This is a genomic window from Leptospira inadai serovar Lyme str. 10 (assembly GCF_000243675.2).
Taxonomy (GTDB): Bacteria; Spirochaetota; Leptospiria; order Leptospirales; family Leptospiraceae; genus Leptospira_B; species Leptospira_B inadai.
Window position 1 is genome coordinate 414,388 of record NZ_AHMM02000025.1, and the last position, 19,067, is coordinate 433,454.

Consider the following 19,067-nt stretch of genomic DNA (forward strand, 5'->3'; position numbering starts at 1 on the left):
GAAGATGGCTGATGAAAACACAGTACTCGAAAATTCATTTTCCATTTTATGGGAAAATTTGAACGAATACCAAGAGTTACTCCGATCCAAAACCGCAATCATCGCGTATTCGGGGGGAAAAGATTCTTCCTTATTACTGCAATTTTACATCTGGCTAAAAAGGAAAAATCGGCTGTCGAACGATCCGATTCTTTTTCATCTCGACCACTCTATCCGAGACAATTCGATTCAAGAAACATCGATCGTGAAATACCTCGAGGAACTCGGATTTCGATTCATCATCAAAAAAAAAAATATTCCAAGGTTCTCTCTCAAAACCGGCTTCAGCCTCGAAGAATCCGGAAGGGCTCTTCGTTACAAAAACCTCCATCGTATAGCGAACGAATTACAAGGTTATATAGTTACCGGTCATCATTCGGAAGATTATCTTGAGACGATCTTCATTCAACTGATTCGAGGCGGTGGATGGAATTCTCTAAAAACTTTAAACGTTTTTGAAAATAACCGGTTTCGCCCTCTTATGCTTCTTCCCGAAAAGGACAGAAAATATTTTATCGCAAATCCGGGCTGGCCTGTCTTTGAGGATGAGTCCAATGGTTCGCGCTTGTACCTTAGGAATAGGATTAGATTGGATTTGATTCCGCTCCTATTGAAAGAAGGCGCAAATTCGGAGAAAATTTACCGGAATTTCCACGATTTGGAAGCGCCCCGACTCAAATTAAAAGAAAAAGGCAACGCGTTTTCCTCAGGTGAGGAGATGGTCCGGAAGATCGCCGGACAAATTTTAGAATCAGAGCCTCCCTCGATTTGCAAATATGTTATAGATTTGCATCTCAAAAGCTTACACCTACATCCGGTTTCGAGTAATTTTCTAAAAGACCTACTATCCAAAATAGATTCTCGTTCTTCCTTTTCTCTGGAAAATAAAGATGCTTGGTTTTGGAAAAGCGTATCGTCTGATCTTTATATTCTAGCAAAAAATGCGCCTTTTTTTCGGGAATTATCATTTGACCCCAAAACTGGATTTTTGCGATGGAACGGTAAAACGAAGAGAATCCCGCCGGATTGCTATCCTAGGTCGAACCAGGAAGGCGATAAAATTCGGCAAGGGGGAATCCACAGGGATCTATCGGAGTTACTTCGTGAAAGAGAGATCCCGGTTCCGATCAGAAAAATGCTACCCATTCTGAAACGGGACGGGAAAACTGTAATGGTCTGTCTCCGTATGTGGGATGCTAGGATCGAGGATATCGTATCCGATGATTTCCGGGGAGCGTTTTAAAGTTAAGGGGAGAGTATGTCGGAAGAGGTTCAAGAAACGAAACCCGATCCATTCTTCCGGGAGGTAAGATTCTACTCCTCCTATGCCGATGCCTCCAAAGTTCCGTCTCGGGGCATTCCGCATATTGCGTTTGCGGGTCGATCGAATTCCGGGAAATCAAGACTGTTAAACGCCATTGTTGAGCGAAAGTCCTTGGCCAAAGTTTCCGCCTCGCCGGGTAAAACCAAACTTCTTAACTTCTTTCTCGTATCAAAATCTTTGTATTTAGTCGATACCCCCGGATTCGGTTACTCGGCCAATTCGCATAAGGATCATGAGCAAATGATGAATTTGCTCATGAACTATTTGAATACTGCGAGAGACCTTAAATGTCTTTTTTTACTTTCGGATGCCCAAAGAGAACTACCGGAAGAAGAGTTAGAGCTGATTGGAACATGTTTCGAGCGGGGCATGAAGCCCGTCTTAATTCGAACAAAAGTGGACAAACTAAACCAATCCGATCTTTCCAAACTGAGAAAGAAAATGAAGGCGATCCAAGGACTTTACCCGATGCTTGAAGTCGTACTCGTTTCTCCTAAGTTCGGTAAGGGACTTCCAGAACTTAGGAAAATCATAGAGACTATGATGAAGACGATCATTTTACCGATCGAAGAAGAGCCTATTCCCGACGAAGCCCAGGGGCAAGGATAGAGGAATTTTGCGCTAAGCATGACCCTCAATAAAGTTTCCGGAGACTTCGAACCCCCCGGCACCGTAAACTTTTCCGGCAAATTGGATCTGTTTTTCATTCAATTCCTGAATCGTATCTAACGTTTCCTTTAAAAGAGCCTTCAGTTTTTCTTGGCTCAGGGCCATTTCCAGCTTACGCTTCTTTTCCACCAATTCCATGTGACGGCGTGCTTCATCTTCTTTGCTATTTTGCGTATCATCGGAGTCGGTAACGTTCTTATCGATACCGTCTAATTCCAATTCTATTTCGCGTAATTGAGATAATATTTCCCATTCTTTGTCGGAAATCAGGTTGGATCTCTCGTTTCCGGTTTTCGGACCAATTTTTTTTTCATCGCTTCCGATTTGGCTGTTATCGGTTTCTTCTAAACTTTCCGGGGAAGTACGCTTTTGATCGTCAGATTTTTTTACGGTAGTAGCACGAGTCTCGCCGGCAACGGCGATCAACTTGCCATCTCTCATCTCGTATTCGATCGAAACATCTAGGGAACGGATTTCGGCACTATCACGAATCGCTTCGTTTCGAAACTCCGCCACATGCCCCAATTCATGGGAAATAACATGAAGGATAGAACTAGCCTGGGGCGCACTTTCTAGCTGCCCGTGCCCGATATACTTGACCGACGTATCTCTCGGTCGTTCCGGGATAGCCGAATGTATAACTCCAAGGTTCATTCTATATTAAATGTCGGCGATAAACCTTACCAGTTTAGAATTTTATAAAAATTTTACTTACAATCGGAAAAAATCATTCTCGGAACTTCGCTATTTTATTTAAAATTTCGATGATCGCCGAATCCGATAAATCGTGGAAAACTAAGGCGTAACGATTTCCGGTCCGCAACTCATCCTTTCGAATAATTTCCGCGTCGAGTTGGCAGGAGAAAAGTTGCGACATAATTTTTAATCTCGAACCTATCGGCCAATCCCTACCCGAAAACAAAGAAACTCCCATCATTGAAATGTCGATGAGAACTCCATCCAACCACTCTTCCCCCTGCGAAATTCGAACTTTGTTTTCCTTACGGAATCGTATATAAAATCTTTTATCCGCTAAGGCATCGGGTTCGCCTTGGGAAGACGTCTTTTCCCCGATCTCTAGTCTTTGCATAGCCGACAAAGTTTATACCTGATCTAAAAAATAAGAAAGGAGATTTCGAAATTTCGGATAAAAACGAAAATCTTGCTTCGAGTAAAAACAAAACACCTAAACAAACATGGTTATCTATTCGGTTTTTATAGAACGAACGTGTCAAATTCGTAAGCGAGGATAATATTTTGTAGGACGCTACCTTCTTTTTCGGAAGTAAATATTTTGAGAACATCCTCGTCGCTATGATCCGGTTCATGGTGAGTCAAAACTAAACGATCTACTTCCAATATCTCGCCGCATTTTACCGCGATCCTTCCGGATGTATGACCCCAACCGATTTTACTGGTCGCTTCCTCGCTGCTATATTGGGCATCGATCACGAGCAAGTCGATTTTACCGAAAGTTCTTCTAAGTTCTTGAATTTCGTCCAAATCTTCTTCTCTGACTTCGAGATCGGTACAAAATAGAAAGCGTTTCCCATTTTCTTCGATATGGTAGCCTGTGCAATTGCCCGGATGCCGAAGTAAAAATGGAGTAATCGTAAAGCCGCCGATTTTGAAGGGTTTGTTTTTTTCGAGCAGAGTAAACTTCTTTCGGGAAGGCATGGAATCTAAAGTCACCGGAAAATTCTCCGGGTGCTGCTGACGCTCCAGCCGCTCCTTCAAATTGGGTATCGTTGAAAGAAACTCTATATTCACGGACGGGATGTAGGCCGGCTTAAAGAACGGCCAGCCCTGAATATGATCCCAATGAGTATGCGTAAGACAAATGGCAATATTGCCGCCTTTAGCGATGCCCTCTTTCAGGAGGTCGTTTCCTAATTGTCTCATCCCGGAACCGCAATCGATAATAAGCCGTTCTCCGGTCGAAGATTCAACGTAAATGCATGTAGTGTTTCCGCCTATCGGCCGCGCCAAAAGACGATCGAGTCGCCCGATAAATTCCGAAACCGAAAAGTTCCGGTCTTTTTCGGAAAATTCCTGATATGCTTTTTCGAGGATTTTCTCCAGCTTACTTGTATAATCGGAAGCGGCGAGAGGAGTGGGAAGAGAGCCCCGGACACCATAAAGTTTTATTTTCACTGTATTATTTTAGACAATCGAAAGATTTGGTATTCTCGGGATGAATGCAATGACGGTGGATTTTCGCAAAAAACTTTGGAGCATTGCCGGCGGAATCCCGTTCGAATCCGATTATTTCCTACGAATTCATTCCGAAAGTAAATTAAAAAAATCCGAACTGTTTCCGAATACCTTCGGGACATATTACCTAGAGTTGGGTTCCGGTTGGGGAGAAGTCGCAATAGAATTAGCGAAGGCCAATCCCAATACCGGATTTGTTTTAATGGAAAAAAAATTGGATCGTATCCGTAAAACGATTCGAAACGCCTCAAAGTTCAAACTCGATAATATTCGGATATTATCGGTAAATTTTAACTGGTTTCTCGAAGACATCTTTGAAGAAGGTTGCTTTGATGAAATTTTGCTGAATTTTCCTGATCCGTGGCCTAAAAAGCGCCATCATAAACATCGAACTTTAAATCCTCGATTTCTAGATTCGCTGTATAAACTGCTTCCTTCCAACGGAAAATTTCATTTTGCAACGGACTATGGTCCTTACGCCAGGAAGTCGATCGGTTTATTTCGAAATGATTCCAGATTTAGAGCACTCGGCCCGGAATATTCCTTATCCCGATCCGAGTTTCCTATTTCATATTTTGAAAAAACAAAAAGAGAGGAAGGATCACGAATCTATTACCTAGACCGTGAACGTATTTAGTTCTTACCTGTACAAAAGGGAATAAACACTATCCTTATCTTGAGTAATCGAATAGGTCCAAATACTTTCTCCTTTATTATTATACCGGACAGCCGTATTGCCCGCATACAATAGGATGCAATCGCCGGCCTTTCCCGGCAGTAAACCTTCCACAGGCTTTGCTTGTATTTTAATATTCTGTGGTGAAGAAGTACCGGCTTCTAGACGAAATAAACTTTCTTTTCCGGCGTACCAGAGTGCGTTACCCCGAACGCTAAAGAGGGAAAGAGACGGTTCTTTTGCATCCGATTTCGATACTTTCCCTTTCCCTGAGACGTATAGGATCTGATCGTCTATTCGATAGAAAGCGCCATCGTCGGAAGAACCGAGTAATTTAGGTTCGACTGTAGTTTTTCCCGTCCAAGCTACCCGAGGCGAATCGGAAAGGGTGGCATCTATGATAGCTATTTTATTCTCCTTACCGGATACGGTTTGCATGAGTACCTTGCCGTTTCTTGACACGGTCCAAGCCTTGGCGTCTAAGGATAACGTTTGACGATCTTCGAAGGCATCGTTATAGCTCGTTAAGATCCGCTTGCCTGATGATTCGGTTTCTATAATAATTCGATCTCCCGAAATCTGCGCCTTCCGAAAATTTCCCGCCAAAGGGAGAGAGTTAAAAAGTGATCCGGAATTTTGATCGCGAATCTCCAAAGTTTTATCCGTAAACGCATAAACCCTTTTGTCGGCAATGACGGATTTATAAGGTTTTGCCGTCGCAATCCGCCAAATTCGAATCGCTCTATTTTTATCCAAAGCCTCCAAAGATGTTCCGTAATTCATAATCAGGACATCATTTATCACTAGTGGAACTCCGACTAAGGCTCCACGATTCGGAAACGGTTGAATGATGACCGGAGTATCATCGTCGGTTAAAACTAGGCGCTCAGCGTGGGAAGAATAGGGCGAATTCGGAAATTTTTCGGCCAGCTCTCGCCCTAATTCCAATGCGATTTTCCCGTATTCCGACTTTCCCGGATTCCTTTGCTTTAGTTCGGATAATATTCGAATTCTTGCATGGATGAATTTTTCATCTCTCTCCAAATCTAACGCCTTCACTATTTCCGCGTCGGCACTCTCCAAATCACCGTGTTTGAAATAGATATAAGAAAGCTGGTAATATGCATCCGGAAAATCCGGATTCTTCTTAATAATATCCTTAAAAATATTCGCGGCTTGATCCAAAAGATTATCGTTAAAAAGTACGATTCCGATATTATAGGGAGCAAGCTCGTTATCGGAATCCGATTTCATTGCGCTTTCAAATTCTTCTCTGGCTTCCTTTGCTCTTCCCCCATTGTAGTACGCGATCCCCTTTCCGATCTTGGCGGCGGAAAATTCAGGATTCAGTAACCAAGCCCTATTAAACGATTCGATCGCAGAATCGTACTTTTGGCGCTGAAGGTATACGATTCCTAGCTGGTATTGACTATAGTAAGAATCCGGTTTTTTTTCTAGAATTTTTCTAAAACCTTTCTCAGCCTTATCTATTTCGCCTTTTCTCAAAAGAAAAGCATTGATTGCCTCTTGCGAAGCCAGATTTTTAGAACCTTCCGGAGAGTTTTCCAAGAGATAGATTCCTTTTTCCTCATTGCCCATCGCCAAATGACATTCGGCAATCTTGATATAGAGTGTAAGTTTCTTGGTCTTATCGTAGGCGGTTTGATAGAGAGGCAGGGCCTTATCGTAGGATTTGAGATCGAAAAAGCGATTTGCTTTTCTGATGCTCGGTATGACCTCCGCAAATCTTCTGTTTTGTTCTATCGTTTGCCTTGCCTCTGCCAGTTCCGGTAGATCTTTGACGAGTTTCTCGGCTTTGGCCAACCAATTGGATGCAGAGTCGTAATTCGCTTTTTCGTTTTCTTCGAGGGAAATTTTATAATAAAGATGAGCGAGTCTAAATTGAACCGCATCGTTAGAGGGAAATTTTTTCAGAAGATTTTTGTACACGCCTTCCGCTTTTTCAAATTCCTTCTTATCCTCGTATGTACGTGCTAAAACGATTCCGGAAGTGGGATCGTTTCCGGTAAGGGCCTCTAACTCTTTCGTATATTGTGCAACTTTAGATTGATTTTTCTGAGAAGAATAGAGGCGAATCAATCCTTGTAGAGCCGGTAGATTTCCTTTCTGCAAGGTTAATGCTTTTTGGAAATTCTGCTCCGAAAGTTTTTGATCCCCTGAAATTTGGTACGATCTACCGAAAGCAGTATAGACATTCGGATCGTTAGGATCTTTTACTTTGGCTTGATCATAGTAGTTTCTGGCGGATTTTGCATCGCCCTTTCTCAGGCGTTGGTCGCCTTCATAAATAAGTTCCGCTACCTCCAAAAACGATCTTACTCTTTTGACTTCCTCATCGGATTTCAGAGTATCTAGTTCGTTTCTTGCCGTCTTAAATCGGTTTTCCGAGGTTAGTAGATAGACTAAATTTAGAACCGGCTCCTTATAGGAAGGATCCAATTCTCTTGCCCTTGTAAAGGAGACCATCGCACGCGCTTTTTCTCCCAGAGCCTTTTGATTTAATCCTATTTGATTATAAACCGCCGGATTCTTCGGAAAAAATGGGATCGCCTTTTCGAGAGTGGAAATTGCCTTCGGATAGTTTCCCGATTTGTTATAAGCTGCCGCGAGGCCGGAATAGGCCTCCCAGTAATCCGCCTTAAGCCTCAATGAGGATTCGAAAGCCTTTACTGCACCGTCTAAGTCGCCGGCCAGTATTTTCGCATTGCCTAGGAAAACTAATGGAGACGCATTTTTCGGATCCGTTTGAGTCGCCGAAGTAAAATGAGCGATTGCCTCCCTATAATTCTTACTCTTCAATGCCGAATTCCCTTTTTCGAGCATCGACGCGACACGAGTCGCAGAAGCGGATTGTTTTGCCGACGCGAGTTCCGGATCCGTGGCTCGAGCCTTTTCAAAATATTTTTCCGCTTCGTCATATTCCTTTAGCTGAACCGCAGTATCGCCTAGTTGCATATAAAGTTGAGCTTTAAATTTAAACTTATCTTCCGGTATGGTTTTTAACGCCGCATAGGCATCTTCATATCTACCGATCGTCTTCAGTAAAACGGCTTTTTTAAAGGTATAAGACGCCGCATCTATTTTCGGAAGTTTTTCAAGCCTCGAGTAAACATCCACGGCTTCATTATTGGAACCTTGAGCTGTATAAAGAATTCCTAAAGTTAAGAGTATCTGCTCATTTTCGGGATCTAGTTCGGTTCCTTTTTTTAAAGACCTTAAAGCATCTTCCGATTTTCCCAATTTGTATTCGGAAGATCCTACGAGATAGTACCCTTCTGCCATAGGATAAATCGCGATCGATTGATTTCCTTTTTCCAATGAAACGTCAAATTTCGCTTTTTGAAAGGCGGCATTTCCCTCGTTGATCAGTTTAGACGCACGTTTTATATTTTGGCGCGTGAATAGATCTTTCTCAAGAACCGCATCTTGCGACGTCGATTTTCTGAAATCGCGGGAGGCGCAGGCGGCAGTAAAGGACAGAGCTAAAAATATAAATAAAAGGTTTTTGCTAAGAACCGGAGAGAGTTTCATTTGTAGCCCCTATATTGAATTTTCAAATCTTTCAACGGCACTCTTTCACGGAAATCTTCGCCTCTTGTCAAAACGGAAATCGTCCAAAATCCCTGAAAAGAGACCTGGCCTTCCCAAACGAGATCGTTTCCAAGGTACAAGAAAATCTTCTTTTCCTTGGCATTGGTACGGAAGGAGAATTTTCTGCCGATGTCATTCTCTAATTTCAAATACTTGTATGTAGCGATCGTCTTTCCGTCGGAAGGGAAATTAAAAACGGAGACTTTATCCGGTCCCGCATTCAATCCGAGATTTAAGCCCGGTGTGTGAATCGTGACGGCGACGGAACCGACTTTATGATCGACCGGAAGTAAGAAGTAACCCGTTATTTCCAATTCGTCCGAAGGAATCGGTAGAGAATAAACACCGTTCCAACCGGGAGAAAGATCTTTGCTTTTATGAAACTCCAGACCAAGAGCTCCGAAAGGGTTGAATCCTGTCTCCCCTGAGGATTTCCAAAATTCCGTTTCGTTTAACAAACCACTCGCAGAATAAGGAAAAGCAAGTTCCGAGACTTTATCGGATTTTACCTCAAGCGTTCCTTCATAATATACTAGCGATCCTTCCGGATTTTCTTTGATAAGTTCGATTTGATATCCACCCGGATTCAAACCGCTGCGGAAGAAAGGGGTTTCACCTTGCTTAAACCCGTCTACCGAAACCGAAAGGCCGGAAGGAACGCTGACGATTTTTGCGGAGCCAAGCGTTTTGTCCTCTTCCCATTCCTGAAATAGAAACGATTTCTTTCCTGCTCGAACCACGATCGTCTTAGAGATCGGTTTTTTGCCTTTGAGACTAAGCTGGATTTCTTGAACTCCCTCGGGCAGGGAAATATCGAGCAAAGGAGTTTTTCCGAGTAAAATTCCTTTATTGTGAACTTCCGTGTCTCCGGAAGAAGCTTGAATACTGATCTTCCCTTTCACAGATGAATATGCTAATTCTTTTATAATCGAAGGGTCGGGTTTTTTATCCCAAACCGGAACGGTTGCCTTACGCGGATCTAGGGATATAATTCTATCTCCTGTCTTCCAAAAAAAGACTTGGCTCCAAGTTCCGACTTCATCGCTAGTACTTCCGGGCCGCTTGAAGGACGCTTCAAACTCGCCGAATTTATAATCGTTAATCGGATCAACGATCGTAAACTTGAACAGCCAGCCGGAATCGGTTTCGGAAACACTTCCTCGTACAAATGCGTCCACCTCGGACTTCTTTGCAGCAACAAGCAAGGTTTGAGAATTTTCCCAAGCACCGGCAGGAAATTTAGCGTTTATCAGTTCGGCATTTTTCCAAAGAAGTCCGAGCTCCTGTTCGAAATAAGAGGCCAATTTCTTATCTATGGATTGGGGATAGGCGATTGGTGAAAAAGCGAGAATCGGTTTTTCGTGTCCTATTTTCCTAACTTTATAATCGGTGTCGGAATCTCTAAATTGAAAGCTAAGTTGAGTTTCTCCGACGGCTTTGTAGTACGGTTCTTGGATTACCTGCGGTGTTTCGTCCAATTTCTGGACGGTCGAACAGGCTCCAATCAGCAGGATTTGTAGCAGGGATAAGAGCGAATATTTGCGAGAATAAAAGGTTCCCATGCTGTAAAAAAATTTCCTTCGCTCTGTTTTAGCAAACCTTTTCTAATAGTAAACCGTTTAAGAAATGAACCTGGTTTGTAACCAAAGACTATGGTCGGGATTCGATCCAAGACAAACGCTCGGTCATCTTCGGACAAATAGCCCCCGCCTCGAATAGAAAAGGCGGGGGTGGGGGATAGTAAGCCTAAGATCGGCTCCTTAAATTCGATCTCCTTTATCGACTCTTTTTAGAAAGTCTCTTTAGGGTTCAATTTAAGTCTTTCTTTCTGCATATCCTGCTGAACATATTTATTTTCGTTAACAGCTCTAGCAGTTTGAGTCACCTCATCCGCGTTATTTCTAGCGACTTCACGTTTCTGCAATTGAACTTTTGCATCTTCCACTGTGGAAGCTTGGCTTAAAATTCTCAATTCTTCGCTGGATGCTTTTAGCTCTTCGGCAAGGCGATTATATTCTAGTACGTCGTTCTTCTTCAGAACGATCAGACCTTTCATTTCTTTGAGGGATTCGGAACGAAGCGATAGAATCAATTTATCCGTTAGCTTTTGATTCTTTTTCAAAGTCAGCTCGCGGTTACGATCCAGAATCACTTCAGACTCTTCGCCGACTTTCGTAACGGCAACCGATCCTTCCAACACCGCGAATCTAACATCGCAACCTGATTGAGCGCAGCTCGCTTTATTTCCGGATGGATTCTCAACCGAAGTTAAGAAGGTCGTTCCGCGAACGCCTGCCAGAGCGGTCGGTGTAACGACTTTGAAATCGGAATTTTTCTGTTCTTTACGAACCATAGTTACGATTTTGCCGTAGTTTACGTTTACTTTAATTTCCGATCCGCTGTCCGAAACGATTGTCGCTACGGAAAGTTCGCTATTTTTGGAAACCTTAATGATTCCGCTATCAGCGACGATGATCTCCACGCTACCATTGGCACCGGTGAAAATAGTGTCTGCACCGGAAACGGTCTGACCGAGTTCCGCTTTCTTTTCTCCGGCGGCCGACTGGATTTTTACGTCACCGACGATCCAAACGATTTTTGCGGGAACGATCGGAGCTTCGGACTTTACTTGGTCCTGTCCCGTCTTAGGGCCGCAAACGATTAGGAATAAAATCGCAAAGATCGAAACGGCAATGAATTTAATTTTGGTTTGAAACATATAATGTCCCCCGCCTTTGCATAAAGAATGCTCTAGAGAAAACAATCCAACAAGGATTTTTTTTCCAGATTCGAAAGAATGTATAGTTTCCTCAAGGGTTTACGTATTTTTTTGGCAAAAAATTTCCAAAAAAAGGGAAACAAGCTCTAAGAACAAACGATTTATGTAATGAAATGCCGATTACTCTGACAAAACGTCCCGGAACTCAAGGTTTCGGGGGTTTCTTCGGTTCGACTTCCGGAATTTCTTCTATTTCTTCTTCCAAACGGCATTTTGGATAGGTGTCGGCAGCCAAACTAGAACCTACCCATCCAAAGGCGTCCTGGGAAGAAATTACGTGTATATCCCAACCTCGTACGATATTAGGACAGTCCCAGACCTTATTTTTACAGAGAACCTGACTTGCTGTCGGCTTCGGATAAGCCCAAGCCGCCGGTGGGTGAAGACATTGCATCTCGATTTCTGCAAGTTTACGCATTCTTTTTACGTTATCTTCGAATTGTTTAAATAAGTTCACTAACGGATTAGCGAGAACTTCGTTAAAATAACCTCTAGTGGTATTGTACGCCAGATAATATACGAGTTCTTCCATTACGTAATCCTTATCTAGCGTAAATGAACTGACAGTATGAATATACCTCGCGATCTTTAATGAATCCGTCAGAAGCTCGCGCATAAAATCTTCCGACTTATCGGGAAGACCCTCGTCTTCTTCGTCGTTTATCGAATCACTTTCGCCGTCGCCCAATAACAAATCCGCAAAGAAAGTTTCGTCCGGTTGTTCCTTATCCAATTTCTTTCCGGAATACGTAGTCGGATCGCTATTATCCTGTAAACCCATAGGAACATGATTCGAAACCGCCGAACAAACAAACTCGGGCAAGTCCAGCTTTTGCATGAAGTTTGCGCAAAGTTTAGCGACCCTCGTCTTTTCGGAATCGTCGGGGAAGGGACGATTCCAATGCTCGCTCTTCACCCTTGCGATATCCATAAAGATTCCGCCGAGAAAAGAATAACGTCTAAGCATTTTATACTTTAAGGCATCCGGAATCAAAACGATGCCCAAGGATAGCAAACCTAATTCACAAATATGTTTAAAGAAGGTGGGGCTTTCTTCATATACTTTCACTAACGAAAGTAAATGCTTTCTATTGCTAAGCGAATTACGGATAATTCCTTTATAATTAAAGGTATTCTCCTCATACATAAACTTAAGAAATTTTTTATCCGTTTGCTTGAGTTGAAATACGATCTTTTCGGTGATTTTATCCTGAATCTGGCCGATCAGCTCTTTCGTTACCTTCACTCTAAATTCCGGCGTATACTGTCCTTTGATTTCTTTTAACCGAATTAGAGCGGATTCCTTTACCTGAACTTCTTCTTTTACCAAAACGTTTCCGCTGTTGTCGGAAATCGGATTCAGGAATCGTAACATATTTCCGGCATTATAATCTCGTACGAATGCGAGTAAGTCTTCAACCGAGGTAAATTCTATCGATTTAGGAGAGACTTTCATTTTTAAGGTGATCCCTGCGTGTGATTCTAAACGGGTTTTCCAGGCTGGCAAGCATAGATTCGAGACTCTTCTTCCTCTCTTCCCTGATCTCCGCGCCTAACTCTACAATTTCCAGCAATTTACAACCTGGAGCGGCTTGGCAACAATTCGAGACCTTGCAGTTTTCCTTAAATTTCGCAATTTCAGGAAAACTTTCTAGAATCTCGCCCCTTGTCAGGTGGAGTATTCCCCATTCCTTAATTCCGGGAGAGTCTATCAAGATAATATCATCGTCCAAAATTAGAAACTTGGAATTTGTGGTCGTATGCTTTCCCTTATGAGTGGAAATACTTACCGCCGAGGTTTTTTGCAGTTCCTTTTCTGATAAGACGTTTACTAAGCTTGATTTTCCGACTCCTGAATTCCCCGCCAAAAAGGTAGTTTTGCGAGAAAATTTGGAAATTAATTCGGAAATTCCTTCCCCGGTTTTGCAAGATACCGCCAAAACTTCATAACCTAAGTTTGCATAAGATGTCAATCGATCGGTTAACAGCTTTCGGTCCACGAGGTCTTTTTTTGTGAAGAGAATGACGGGATGAATTCCGGCAGAAGTAACCGCAGCTAGACACCGGTCCAAAAAACCGTCCTTTGTTTCAGGATCCCGTAAAGATGCAAGGATCGCAACTTGATCCACATTGGCGCAAAGTACTTGCGCATCGCCCTGTTTACTTTTTCGTAAAAGTTCGTTTTTGCGAGGTCGTTTTTCAAAAATCGCCCATTCACCCCCAGATTCCTCCGCTAAAACAAGATCACCGACCACGAACGGGTGGCGTTCTTTAGAAATAATCGTTCGAAGTTTGCCTCGAAGAACGGCTCGAAGACGTCCTCTCTTGGGAGAATATAGATCATAGAAGGCCCCGAAGACCGTCGCAATAGTAAAAAACTCCTTTACTCGTTCGGTGGGCGTAATCATTGTAAAGCCAAGTTTTTCAGGTCATTGATGAAAATCATACGTAAATTCGGACCTATCCTCGGCCTGGTCTTGGCCATTACTATATTACAAACTGCGGTAATCCTTGTTTTCAACTTTACCTCCCTAGACCCGAAGCAGGTGGAGATTCTTTTGATAAGTCTTCCCGCTTCTACTATTATCGCAATAATTGCATATATGGGTCTATCTCGTTTAACGGGAGACCGTAACTTTTCTCGCGCCATTGATCGATTTACCGTAAGAGACCGCCAGTATCTTAAATATTTATCATTACTAGATAGATTTAAGAGCGACTTGATCGCTACGAATATCACCGATTCGGTCTGCGAAAAGATACTAAAATTCCTTCCGAATATTGTGCCTCCTACGACGGCAAAAATCTACCTTTGGAGGGAGGATTTGGGAACGTTTTCGCCCTTTCCCCAAGAAGGAACCTCCGAACATTTTTATATCTTTGATCCGTTTTTACTCTGGGTAACGGAACACGATCGAATCTTTCATGTTTCCGAATTTCGAACAAACCCGATTTATTCGCAAATTAAAGAGCATGCCTTATCGTTTGCGGAAAGAACAAAATCGGAACTTTTAGTGCCGCTCATTTTAAACAGAAGTTTATTGGGCATGCTAGTATTGGGCGAGCGAAAGGATGGCGGGGAATATGCCGACGAAGAGATGGAAAAACTTAACGAAGTACGATCGGTTTCCGTCATGTCGCTATCCAATTCAATTTTTTACGAACGACTCATCGAATTAACCGAAACTCTTGAAGAAAAAGTGCGCAATCGAACCAGAGAACTTGAAAACGCGCAATCGCAATTAGTCATGTCCGAAAAAATGGCTTCCTTAGGAACTATGGTGGCCGGAATCGCGCATGAAATAAACACGCCGGCAGGAGTGATCAACGGTTCGGCCGATAATTTGGAATCGAATATGAACTACATCGTAAAAAACGTCTTCGACGTGGTTCGATTTGCCCGTAATAGAAAGCTTCGAAAGTCGTTTGAAATCGCCTTACTTTATATTTTGCGCGATCGGAAGAAATCCGAACCGATGGAGTCGAAAGATAAATTTCGAATTAAGAAGGAAGTTCGTGATGAATTGATCGAACTCGGAGTGGACTCGGGACTAGCCAGCGACGTTTCTTCCTTCATCATCGAAAACGATGCGTTGGAAATTCGTAAGTATATATTCGAAGTCATTCTCCATGGCGAAAACAAAGGTTATTATATGCTTAAGAACGCTTCGAATACGAGCAAGAATATTAAGAATATTCGATATTCCATTCGAAATATCGTTCGAATCGTAAAAGCATTGAAATACTATTCTCACTTGGACCAAAGCAAATCTTTTACAAACGCCGATATCATCGAAGGTATCGAAAATACCTTAGTCATCATGCACAATCAATTGAAGTACGGAGTCGAGGTTCGAAAGAATTTTTCTCCCATTCCTAAGGTGGTATGCAATCCGGATGAGCTAAATCAGGTTTGGACGAATTTGATTCAGAACGCTAATCAAGCCATCAGGGGACAAGGAATTATAGAGGTATCCGTCTATTCGGGAGAAGAGAAAGTCATCGTGGAAATTCAAGACGACGGCCCCGGAATTCTACCGTCGATCAAAGATAGAATTTGGGATCCGTTCTTTACTACTAAAGATCAAGGTGAAGGATCCGGCTTAGGACTTGGTATCGTGAAAGGAATCATCGAAAAGCATAAGGGAAATATAAGCTTCGAATCCAGGCCGGGAAAGACGGTTTTTAAAGTGGAGCTTCCTTTACGCCCACCCGAACCGTCGGCAATCGAGTCTGCTTCGGTTGATAAATCGTAATTATGAAAAAACTCCCGCAATCTAAGAATAAAATTATAATTAAGAAACCTAGTTTTTACGAAGAAGTTTATAAAATTACGAAGAGGGTTCCTCGGGGCAGAATTACCAGTTACGGAAGGATCGCTGTCTTACTAGGAAAACCGAGAGCAGCTAGGGCAGTAGGCTACGCGTTAAATGCCATCCCGAAAGACCGAGAGCAAAAAATCCCTTGGCAAAGAGTCATCAATAGCCAAGGAAAAATCTCCTTCCGCGGCGACTCTCATCGAGCCATTTTACAGAGGAAGATTTTACAATCGGAGGGAATCGAGTTCGATCAGAATGATAGGACAGACTTTAGGAAATTTGGATGGCCTTAAAATCGATGTCATCCGATAGACCTGTGATACTCACTGTTGCGGGTTCCGATTCCGGAGGCGGCGCCGGAATCCAGGCCGACTTAAAAACGATAAACGCGATCGGGAATTTCGGAACTTCCGCATTGACTTGTCTAACTGCACAAAATCCCGACGGAGTCTCGGGAATACTCGAAGTGGATCCTGATTTTCTGGAGAAGCAAATTCGCGCTATATTTTCCTACTTTCCGGTCGCAGCCATAAAAACCGGAATGCTTTTTTCTCAACCGATAATTTCAAAACTTTCCGCGTTGATCCGTGAGTTTAAAGACTCAGGCAACTCGTTTCGGTTAGTTGTGGATCCCGTAATGGTGGCAACCAGTGGAGCGAAATTACTGCAAGACAATGCAATCGAATCCTTGATTCAAGAATTAATTCCATTGGCAGATTTGATCACTCCGAATCTAGACGAAGCGAATTTACTTGGAATCGATAGAGTCTCTTCATTATCCGAGATGCAACCGGCCGCCGAATCTCTTTCTCGGAAGTACGGATTAAACGTACTTCTGAAGGGCGGACATCTGAGAAACGTAAACGAAGCCGCGGACGTTTTATCCGTCCCGAACGGAGATACGACCTTCTATTCCAAACCGTTTGTTCCGAATTTTTACCCTCATGGAACCGGATGCACGTATTCATCGGCAATCGCTTCCTACTGGGCAAAAGGTCACTCTCTATCGGAAGCGATCTCGCTCGCCAAGGAGTTTCTTCATGCGGCAATCGAACAGGCATATTCGATCGGGAGATCTAAAACCTTAAATCATAATCCTAAAATATATTAAATAATTTTAATTCTTAGAGGATAGTAGAGTTTCCTTCGATCGTTCCTCTAAAATTTCCATCGGCAAAGAACCGGCGCCCAGTGCAAATCCGTGAAAGTCCTTGATGTCAAAAGCATCACCTTTCGCAGTTTTCCAATCCTCTCGTAGGCGCAGGAAAGATAACATTCCGATCTTATACGCGCAAGCTTGGCCGGGATATACGATGTATCTCTCTATTTCGGCAGTTACATCCTTTGGTGGCATCCCGGTATTTTTACTCATGTACTCTATCGCTTGCTCCCGAGACCAACGCTTTCGATGAATTCCGGTATCGACGACTAGCCTGACTGCCCTAAAAAGCTCGGCTTGTAAACGTCCCAAATCCGAATAAGGATCGGAAAAGAACGCATAGTCTTTCGCCAATCGCTCGGCATATAACGCCCAGCCTTCCACAAAGGCCGTGTAATGAGTCATTCTTAAAATTCTCGGAGCATTCGTTAACTCTTGGGCCCAAGCGATTTGTAAATGATGACCGGGAATCGTTTCATGATAGGTAAGCGTTCTCATTCCGAATTTAGGAACTTCCTTTAAATCCCGTAGGTTAGCGTAAAAAACTCCGGGCCTTTTCCCGTCCCAGCTCGGTTCTTCGTAATAAGCGCCTGGTGCTCCCGCTTCCTTAAATGCGGGTATTCTTTGCACCTCTATATTCGCCTTAGGCCAAATCGGAAAGAGAGGTTTAGATTTTAAGATAGAATCCTGCAAGATCTCCCGATAGGCGGACAAGGCCTCATCGCGCCCTTGATCGGAAGATGGAAATAAAAACTCAGGACGAGATCGTAACTCTTTTAGAGCGACCGGAATTTCACGGTTAGTAAGGCCTATCGATTTTAAAATATCCTTCATTTCAGCCTGGATTCTCTTTACTTCCGAAATTCCGATCGAATGTATTTCTTCCGGAGACAGTGAGGTAGTGGTATGAAACTTTAAAACTTGAGCATAATAGTCGTCGCCGTCGGGTAATTTCCAGACTCCGGCTTTATGATCGGTCGCCTTCTTTTGCTGAGAAAGAAATTCTTCCAGCTTCTCGTATGAGGGGTACACCGATTGTCGAATTTCGTTTTCGACTTTTTCTAAATATTCATTTTTTCTACTTTTCAGTCCTTCTATCTTTGTTAATTTCTTTTCGAGGCTCACATAAAGAATATTCGTGCGAGGTGCCGATCTTCGAAATCCCTTGATTTCATCCAGTACCTTATCCAATATAAAAATAGGAGGTATAATTCCTTTCGACTGCCGTAGTCTTAATCCACGTAGACTCTGATCGATTTTATTCGGTATCTTCCGTAACCTAGCGATATATGCCTCGACATCATTCTCATCCTCAATACCGTGGACCGTCGCTAAAAAGCTGGGGATCTGGTTTTGCAGTCCGAAGAGTTGATTTACAGGATAATCATAATAAACGAACGCTTCGCCCTTTGCCGCCAATTCCAGTCCCCATTCCAAGGCACGGTAGTACGCCTTATCTTCGCCCTTTAGTTCTCTAGAATCATAGCTTCTTAAGATTTCAAGTTGCCTCTTTTTTCGATCGGCAATTTCAAGTTCGCGTTCCGGAGACGAGTCAGTCCATTCGGAATTATGGCCGCGTATTCCCCAACGGTCGAGTATTCTTATCGAAGAGAGAGTCTCAGGATCGTCTAAAACGTTCTCCCAGAAAATTTTTTCATAAAACAAATATAGCGTTAAAGGTCTGTAATTTGCCGTATGCCAGACCAAACCGCCGAATAAGGAAAGGATCGCCGCAACCGACAAAAGGATAAGACTTACTATCTTTTTCATTGAAAAATCTCCGGATGGAAAATGGATCGAGGTATATTAAAATAAAGGAAAGAGAATCTTTATTAGGAAAATTAAAAGTACTGTCCAAATTGCCGATGATGTCAGAGAAAACGGAATCGGGTTTACCCAATCGATAAGCGGTACGCAAACGAATAAGAACATTCCGCCATATGATAAGGATGGAGAACGATCGAACAACTTTTTCTGCCATTCGAAAAATCCCTGTCTAAAATCTTTGGCCTCTCCTCTAGCCTTATGCATAAATATCCATTCCGAAATATATCCGAAAAGACAGAATAGAGCCCAGAAGAAAGAAAACACCAAGACCCAAGTCTTATCCGGAAAATTCATACTCCTAGAAAAATAGAATATCGGAATTCCGATCGCAAATAGAAGAGAAAAAGGATACAAAATGACTCTTCGAAAAAAACGGCTTTCAGAGAAGAACTTTATTATGGGAACTCTTCCGGCCACTTGATACGCTGCGCAAAACACGCATTTGTCCG

The 19,067-nt window shown here is 42.9% G+C and carries 16 protein-coding genes; 6 read left to right on the plus strand and 10 right to left on the minus strand.

The annotated features are described in order from the left end of the window. The first annotated feature begins 4 nt into the window (after nucleotides 1–4). Both tilS and yihA read left to right on the plus strand, forming a co-directional pair. Nucleotides 5–1,282 carry a tRNA lysidine(34) synthetase TilS gene (gene tilS, locus LEP1GSC047_RS17665; protein WP_020989182.1) on the plus strand — a complete coding sequence of 426 codons (1,278 nt, stop codon included), beginning with the start codon at nucleotides 5–7 and terminating at the stop codon, nucleotides 1,280–1,282. A 15-nt stretch (nucleotides 1,283–1,297) separates the two neighbouring features. Beyond that, nucleotides 1,298–1,972 carry a ribosome biogenesis GTP-binding protein YihA/YsxC gene (yihA, locus tag LEP1GSC047_RS17670; RefSeq protein ID WP_010416745.1) on the plus strand — a complete coding sequence of 225 codons (675 nt, stop codon included), beginning with the start codon at nucleotides 1,298–1,300 and terminating at the stop codon, nucleotides 1,970–1,972. Between the two features lie 12 nt (nucleotides 1,973–1,984). Here the strand turns inward: yihA and LEP1GSC047_RS17675 are convergent, their stop codons facing one another. The 3 genes from LEP1GSC047_RS17675 to LEP1GSC047_RS17685 form a co-directional block, all read right to left on the minus strand. Further along, nucleotides 1,985–2,686 (minus strand): hypothetical protein, encoded by a 702-nt coding sequence (locus LEP1GSC047_RS17675; RefSeq protein ID WP_010416744.1) that lies wholly within the window; start codon nucleotides 2,684–2,686, stop codon nucleotides 1,985–1,987. Between the two features lie 73 nt (nucleotides 2,687–2,759). Continuing rightward, entirely contained in the window at nucleotides 2,760–3,122 is a 363-nt protein-coding gene (locus LEP1GSC047_RS17680) for a PilZ domain-containing protein (RefSeq protein ID WP_010416743.1), read from the minus strand. 125 nt (nucleotides 3,123–3,247) lie between these two features. Beyond that, nucleotides 3,248–4,186, minus strand: coding sequence for an MBL fold metallo-hydrolase (locus LEP1GSC047_RS17685; RefSeq protein WP_010416742.1), 939 nt, complete (start codon nucleotides 4,184–4,186; stop codon nucleotides 3,248–3,250). Between the two features lie 49 nt (nucleotides 4,187–4,235). On the opposite strand from LEP1GSC047_RS17685, the gene trmB reads away from it, so the two are divergent. Next, entirely contained in the window at nucleotides 4,236–4,883 is a 648-nt protein-coding gene (trmB, locus tag LEP1GSC047_RS17690; RefSeq protein WP_020989049.1) for a tRNA (guanine(46)-N(7))-methyltransferase TrmB, read from the plus strand. A 3-nt stretch (nucleotides 4,884–4,886) separates the two neighbouring features. Here trmB and LEP1GSC047_RS17695 read toward each other — a convergent pair whose 3' ends face one another. The 5 genes from LEP1GSC047_RS17695 to rsgA all read right to left on the minus strand — a co-directional run bounded on the left by LEP1GSC047_RS17695 (nucleotide 4,887) and on the right by rsgA (nucleotide 13,721). Next, complete coding sequence (locus tag LEP1GSC047_RS17695; RefSeq protein WP_010416740.1) at nucleotides 4,887–8,474, minus strand: tetratricopeptide repeat protein; 3,588 nt, start codon at nucleotides 8,472–8,474, stop codon at nucleotides 4,887–4,889. Further along, nucleotides 8,471–10,096: an LIC10124 family lipoprotein gene (locus LEP1GSC047_RS17700; RefSeq protein WP_010416739.1), complete on the minus strand. Its 1,626-nt coding sequence runs from the start codon at nucleotides 10,094–10,096 to the stop codon at nucleotides 8,471–8,473. Before LEP1GSC047_RS17700 ends, LEP1GSC047_RS17695 begins: the two co-directional genes overlap by 4 nt. A 227-nt stretch (nucleotides 10,097–10,323) precedes the next feature. After that, nucleotides 10,324–11,253, minus strand: a complete 930-nt coding sequence (locus LEP1GSC047_RS17705) for a FecR family protein (protein ID WP_010416737.1) — start codon at nucleotides 11,251–11,253, stop codon at nucleotides 10,324–10,326. A 205-nt stretch (nucleotides 11,254–11,458) separates the two neighbouring features. Beyond that, the gene (locus tag LEP1GSC047_RS17710) at nucleotides 11,459–12,769 is read right to left on the minus strand and encodes a hypothetical protein (RefSeq protein ID WP_010416735.1); all 1,311 of its coding nucleotides are present in this window, start codon (nucleotides 12,767–12,769) and stop codon (nucleotides 11,459–11,461) included. After that, nucleotides 12,753–13,721: a ribosome small subunit-dependent GTPase A gene (gene rsgA, locus LEP1GSC047_RS17715; RefSeq protein ID WP_010416733.1), complete on the minus strand. Its 969-nt coding sequence runs from the start codon at nucleotides 13,719–13,721 to the stop codon at nucleotides 12,753–12,755. The genes LEP1GSC047_RS17710 and rsgA overlap by 17 nt, the downstream gene beginning before the upstream one ends. A gap of 27 nt (nucleotides 13,722–13,748) precedes the next feature. On the opposite strand from rsgA, the gene LEP1GSC047_RS17720 reads away from it, so the two are divergent. From LEP1GSC047_RS17720 to thiD, 3 genes are read left to right on the plus strand one after another with little or no spacing between them, the layout of a single operon-like run. Then, nucleotides 13,749–15,569 (plus strand): GAF domain-containing sensor histidine kinase, encoded by a 1,821-nt coding sequence (locus LEP1GSC047_RS17720; protein WP_010416728.1) that lies wholly within the window; start codon nucleotides 13,749–13,751, stop codon nucleotides 15,567–15,569. A 2-nt stretch (nucleotides 15,570–15,571) separates the two neighbouring features. Continuing rightward, a complete protein-coding gene (locus LEP1GSC047_RS17725; protein ID WP_010416725.1) occupies nucleotides 15,572–15,925 on the plus strand; it encodes an MGMT family protein in 354 nt (117 codons plus the stop codon). Further along, nucleotides 15,916–16,743: a bifunctional hydroxymethylpyrimidine kinase/phosphomethylpyrimidine kinase gene (gene thiD / locus LEP1GSC047_RS17730; RefSeq protein ID WP_010416722.1), complete on the plus strand. Its 828-nt coding sequence runs from the start codon at nucleotides 15,916–15,918 to the stop codon at nucleotides 16,741–16,743. Before LEP1GSC047_RS17725 ends, thiD begins: the two co-directional genes overlap by 10 nt. A 6-nt stretch (nucleotides 16,744–16,749) precedes the next feature. Here thiD and LEP1GSC047_RS17735 read toward each other — a convergent pair whose 3' ends face one another. Both LEP1GSC047_RS17735 and LEP1GSC047_RS22265 read right to left on the minus strand, forming a co-directional pair. Beyond that, complete coding sequence (locus LEP1GSC047_RS17735; protein ID WP_010416719.1) at nucleotides 16,750–18,561, minus strand: DUF885 domain-containing protein; 1,812 nt, start codon at nucleotides 18,559–18,561, stop codon at nucleotides 16,750–16,752. Nucleotides 18,562–18,597: 36 nt separating this feature from the next. Beyond that, on the minus strand, nucleotides 18,598–18,912 hold the full coding sequence (locus tag LEP1GSC047_RS22265) for a hypothetical protein (protein WP_238325611.1): 315 nt from the start codon (nucleotides 18,910–18,912) through the stop codon (nucleotides 18,598–18,600). Between the last annotated feature and the right edge of the window lie 155 nt (nucleotides 18,913–19,067).

What these genes read in the sequence shown, in the direction of transcription:
- tilS (WP_020989182.1), top strand. Translation starts at nt 5, where the DNA reads ATGGCTGATGAAAACACAGTACTCGAAAATTCATTTTCCATTTTATGG.
- LEP1GSC047_RS22265 (WP_238325611.1), bottom strand. Translation starts at nt 18,912, where the DNA reads ATGAATTTTCCGGATAAGACTTGGGTCTTGGTGTTTTCTTTCTTCTGG.
- LEP1GSC047_RS17725 (WP_010416725.1), top strand. Translation starts at nt 15,572, where the DNA reads ATGAAAAAACTCCCGCAATCTAAGAATAAAATTATAATTAAGAAACCT.
- LEP1GSC047_RS17720 (WP_010416728.1), top strand. Translation starts at nt 13,749, where the DNA reads ATGAAAATCATACGTAAATTCGGACCTATCCTCGGCCTGGTCTTGGCC.
- LEP1GSC047_RS17675 (WP_010416744.1), bottom strand. Translation starts at nt 2,686, where the DNA reads ATGAACCTTGGAGTTATACATTCGGCTATCCCGGAACGACCGAGAGAT.
- LEP1GSC047_RS17680 (WP_010416743.1), bottom strand. Translation starts at nt 3,122, where the DNA reads ATGCAAAGACTAGAGATCGGGGAAAAGACGTCTTCCCAAGGCGAACCC.
- trmB (WP_020989049.1), top strand. Translation starts at nt 4,236, where the DNA reads ATGACGGTGGATTTTCGCAAAAAACTTTGGAGCATTGCCGGCGGAATC.
- LEP1GSC047_RS17735 (WP_010416719.1), bottom strand. Translation starts at nt 18,561, where the DNA reads ATGAAAAAGATAGTAAGTCTTATCCTTTTGTCGGTTGCGGCGATCCTT.
- LEP1GSC047_RS17710 (WP_010416735.1), bottom strand. Translation starts at nt 12,769, where the DNA reads ATGAAAGTCTCTCCTAAATCGATAGAATTTACCTCGGTTGAAGACTTA.
- yihA (WP_010416745.1), top strand. Translation starts at nt 1,298, where the DNA reads ATGTCGGAAGAGGTTCAAGAAACGAAACCCGATCCATTCTTCCGGGAG.
- LEP1GSC047_RS17705 (WP_010416737.1), bottom strand. Translation starts at nt 11,253, where the DNA reads ATGTTTCAAACCAAAATTAAATTCATTGCCGTTTCGATCTTTGCGATT.
- LEP1GSC047_RS17700 (WP_010416739.1), bottom strand. Translation starts at nt 10,096, where the DNA reads ATGGGAACCTTTTATTCTCGCAAATATTCGCTCTTATCCCTGCTACAA.
- rsgA (WP_010416733.1), bottom strand. Translation starts at nt 13,721, where the DNA reads ATGATTACGCCCACCGAACGAGTAAAGGAGTTTTTTACTATTGCGACG.
- LEP1GSC047_RS17695 (WP_010416740.1), bottom strand. Translation starts at nt 8,474, where the DNA reads ATGAAACTCTCTCCGGTTCTTAGCAAAAACCTTTTATTTATATTTTTA.
- thiD (WP_010416722.1), top strand. Translation starts at nt 15,916, where the DNA reads ATGGCCTTAAAATCGATGTCATCCGATAGACCTGTGATACTCACTGTT.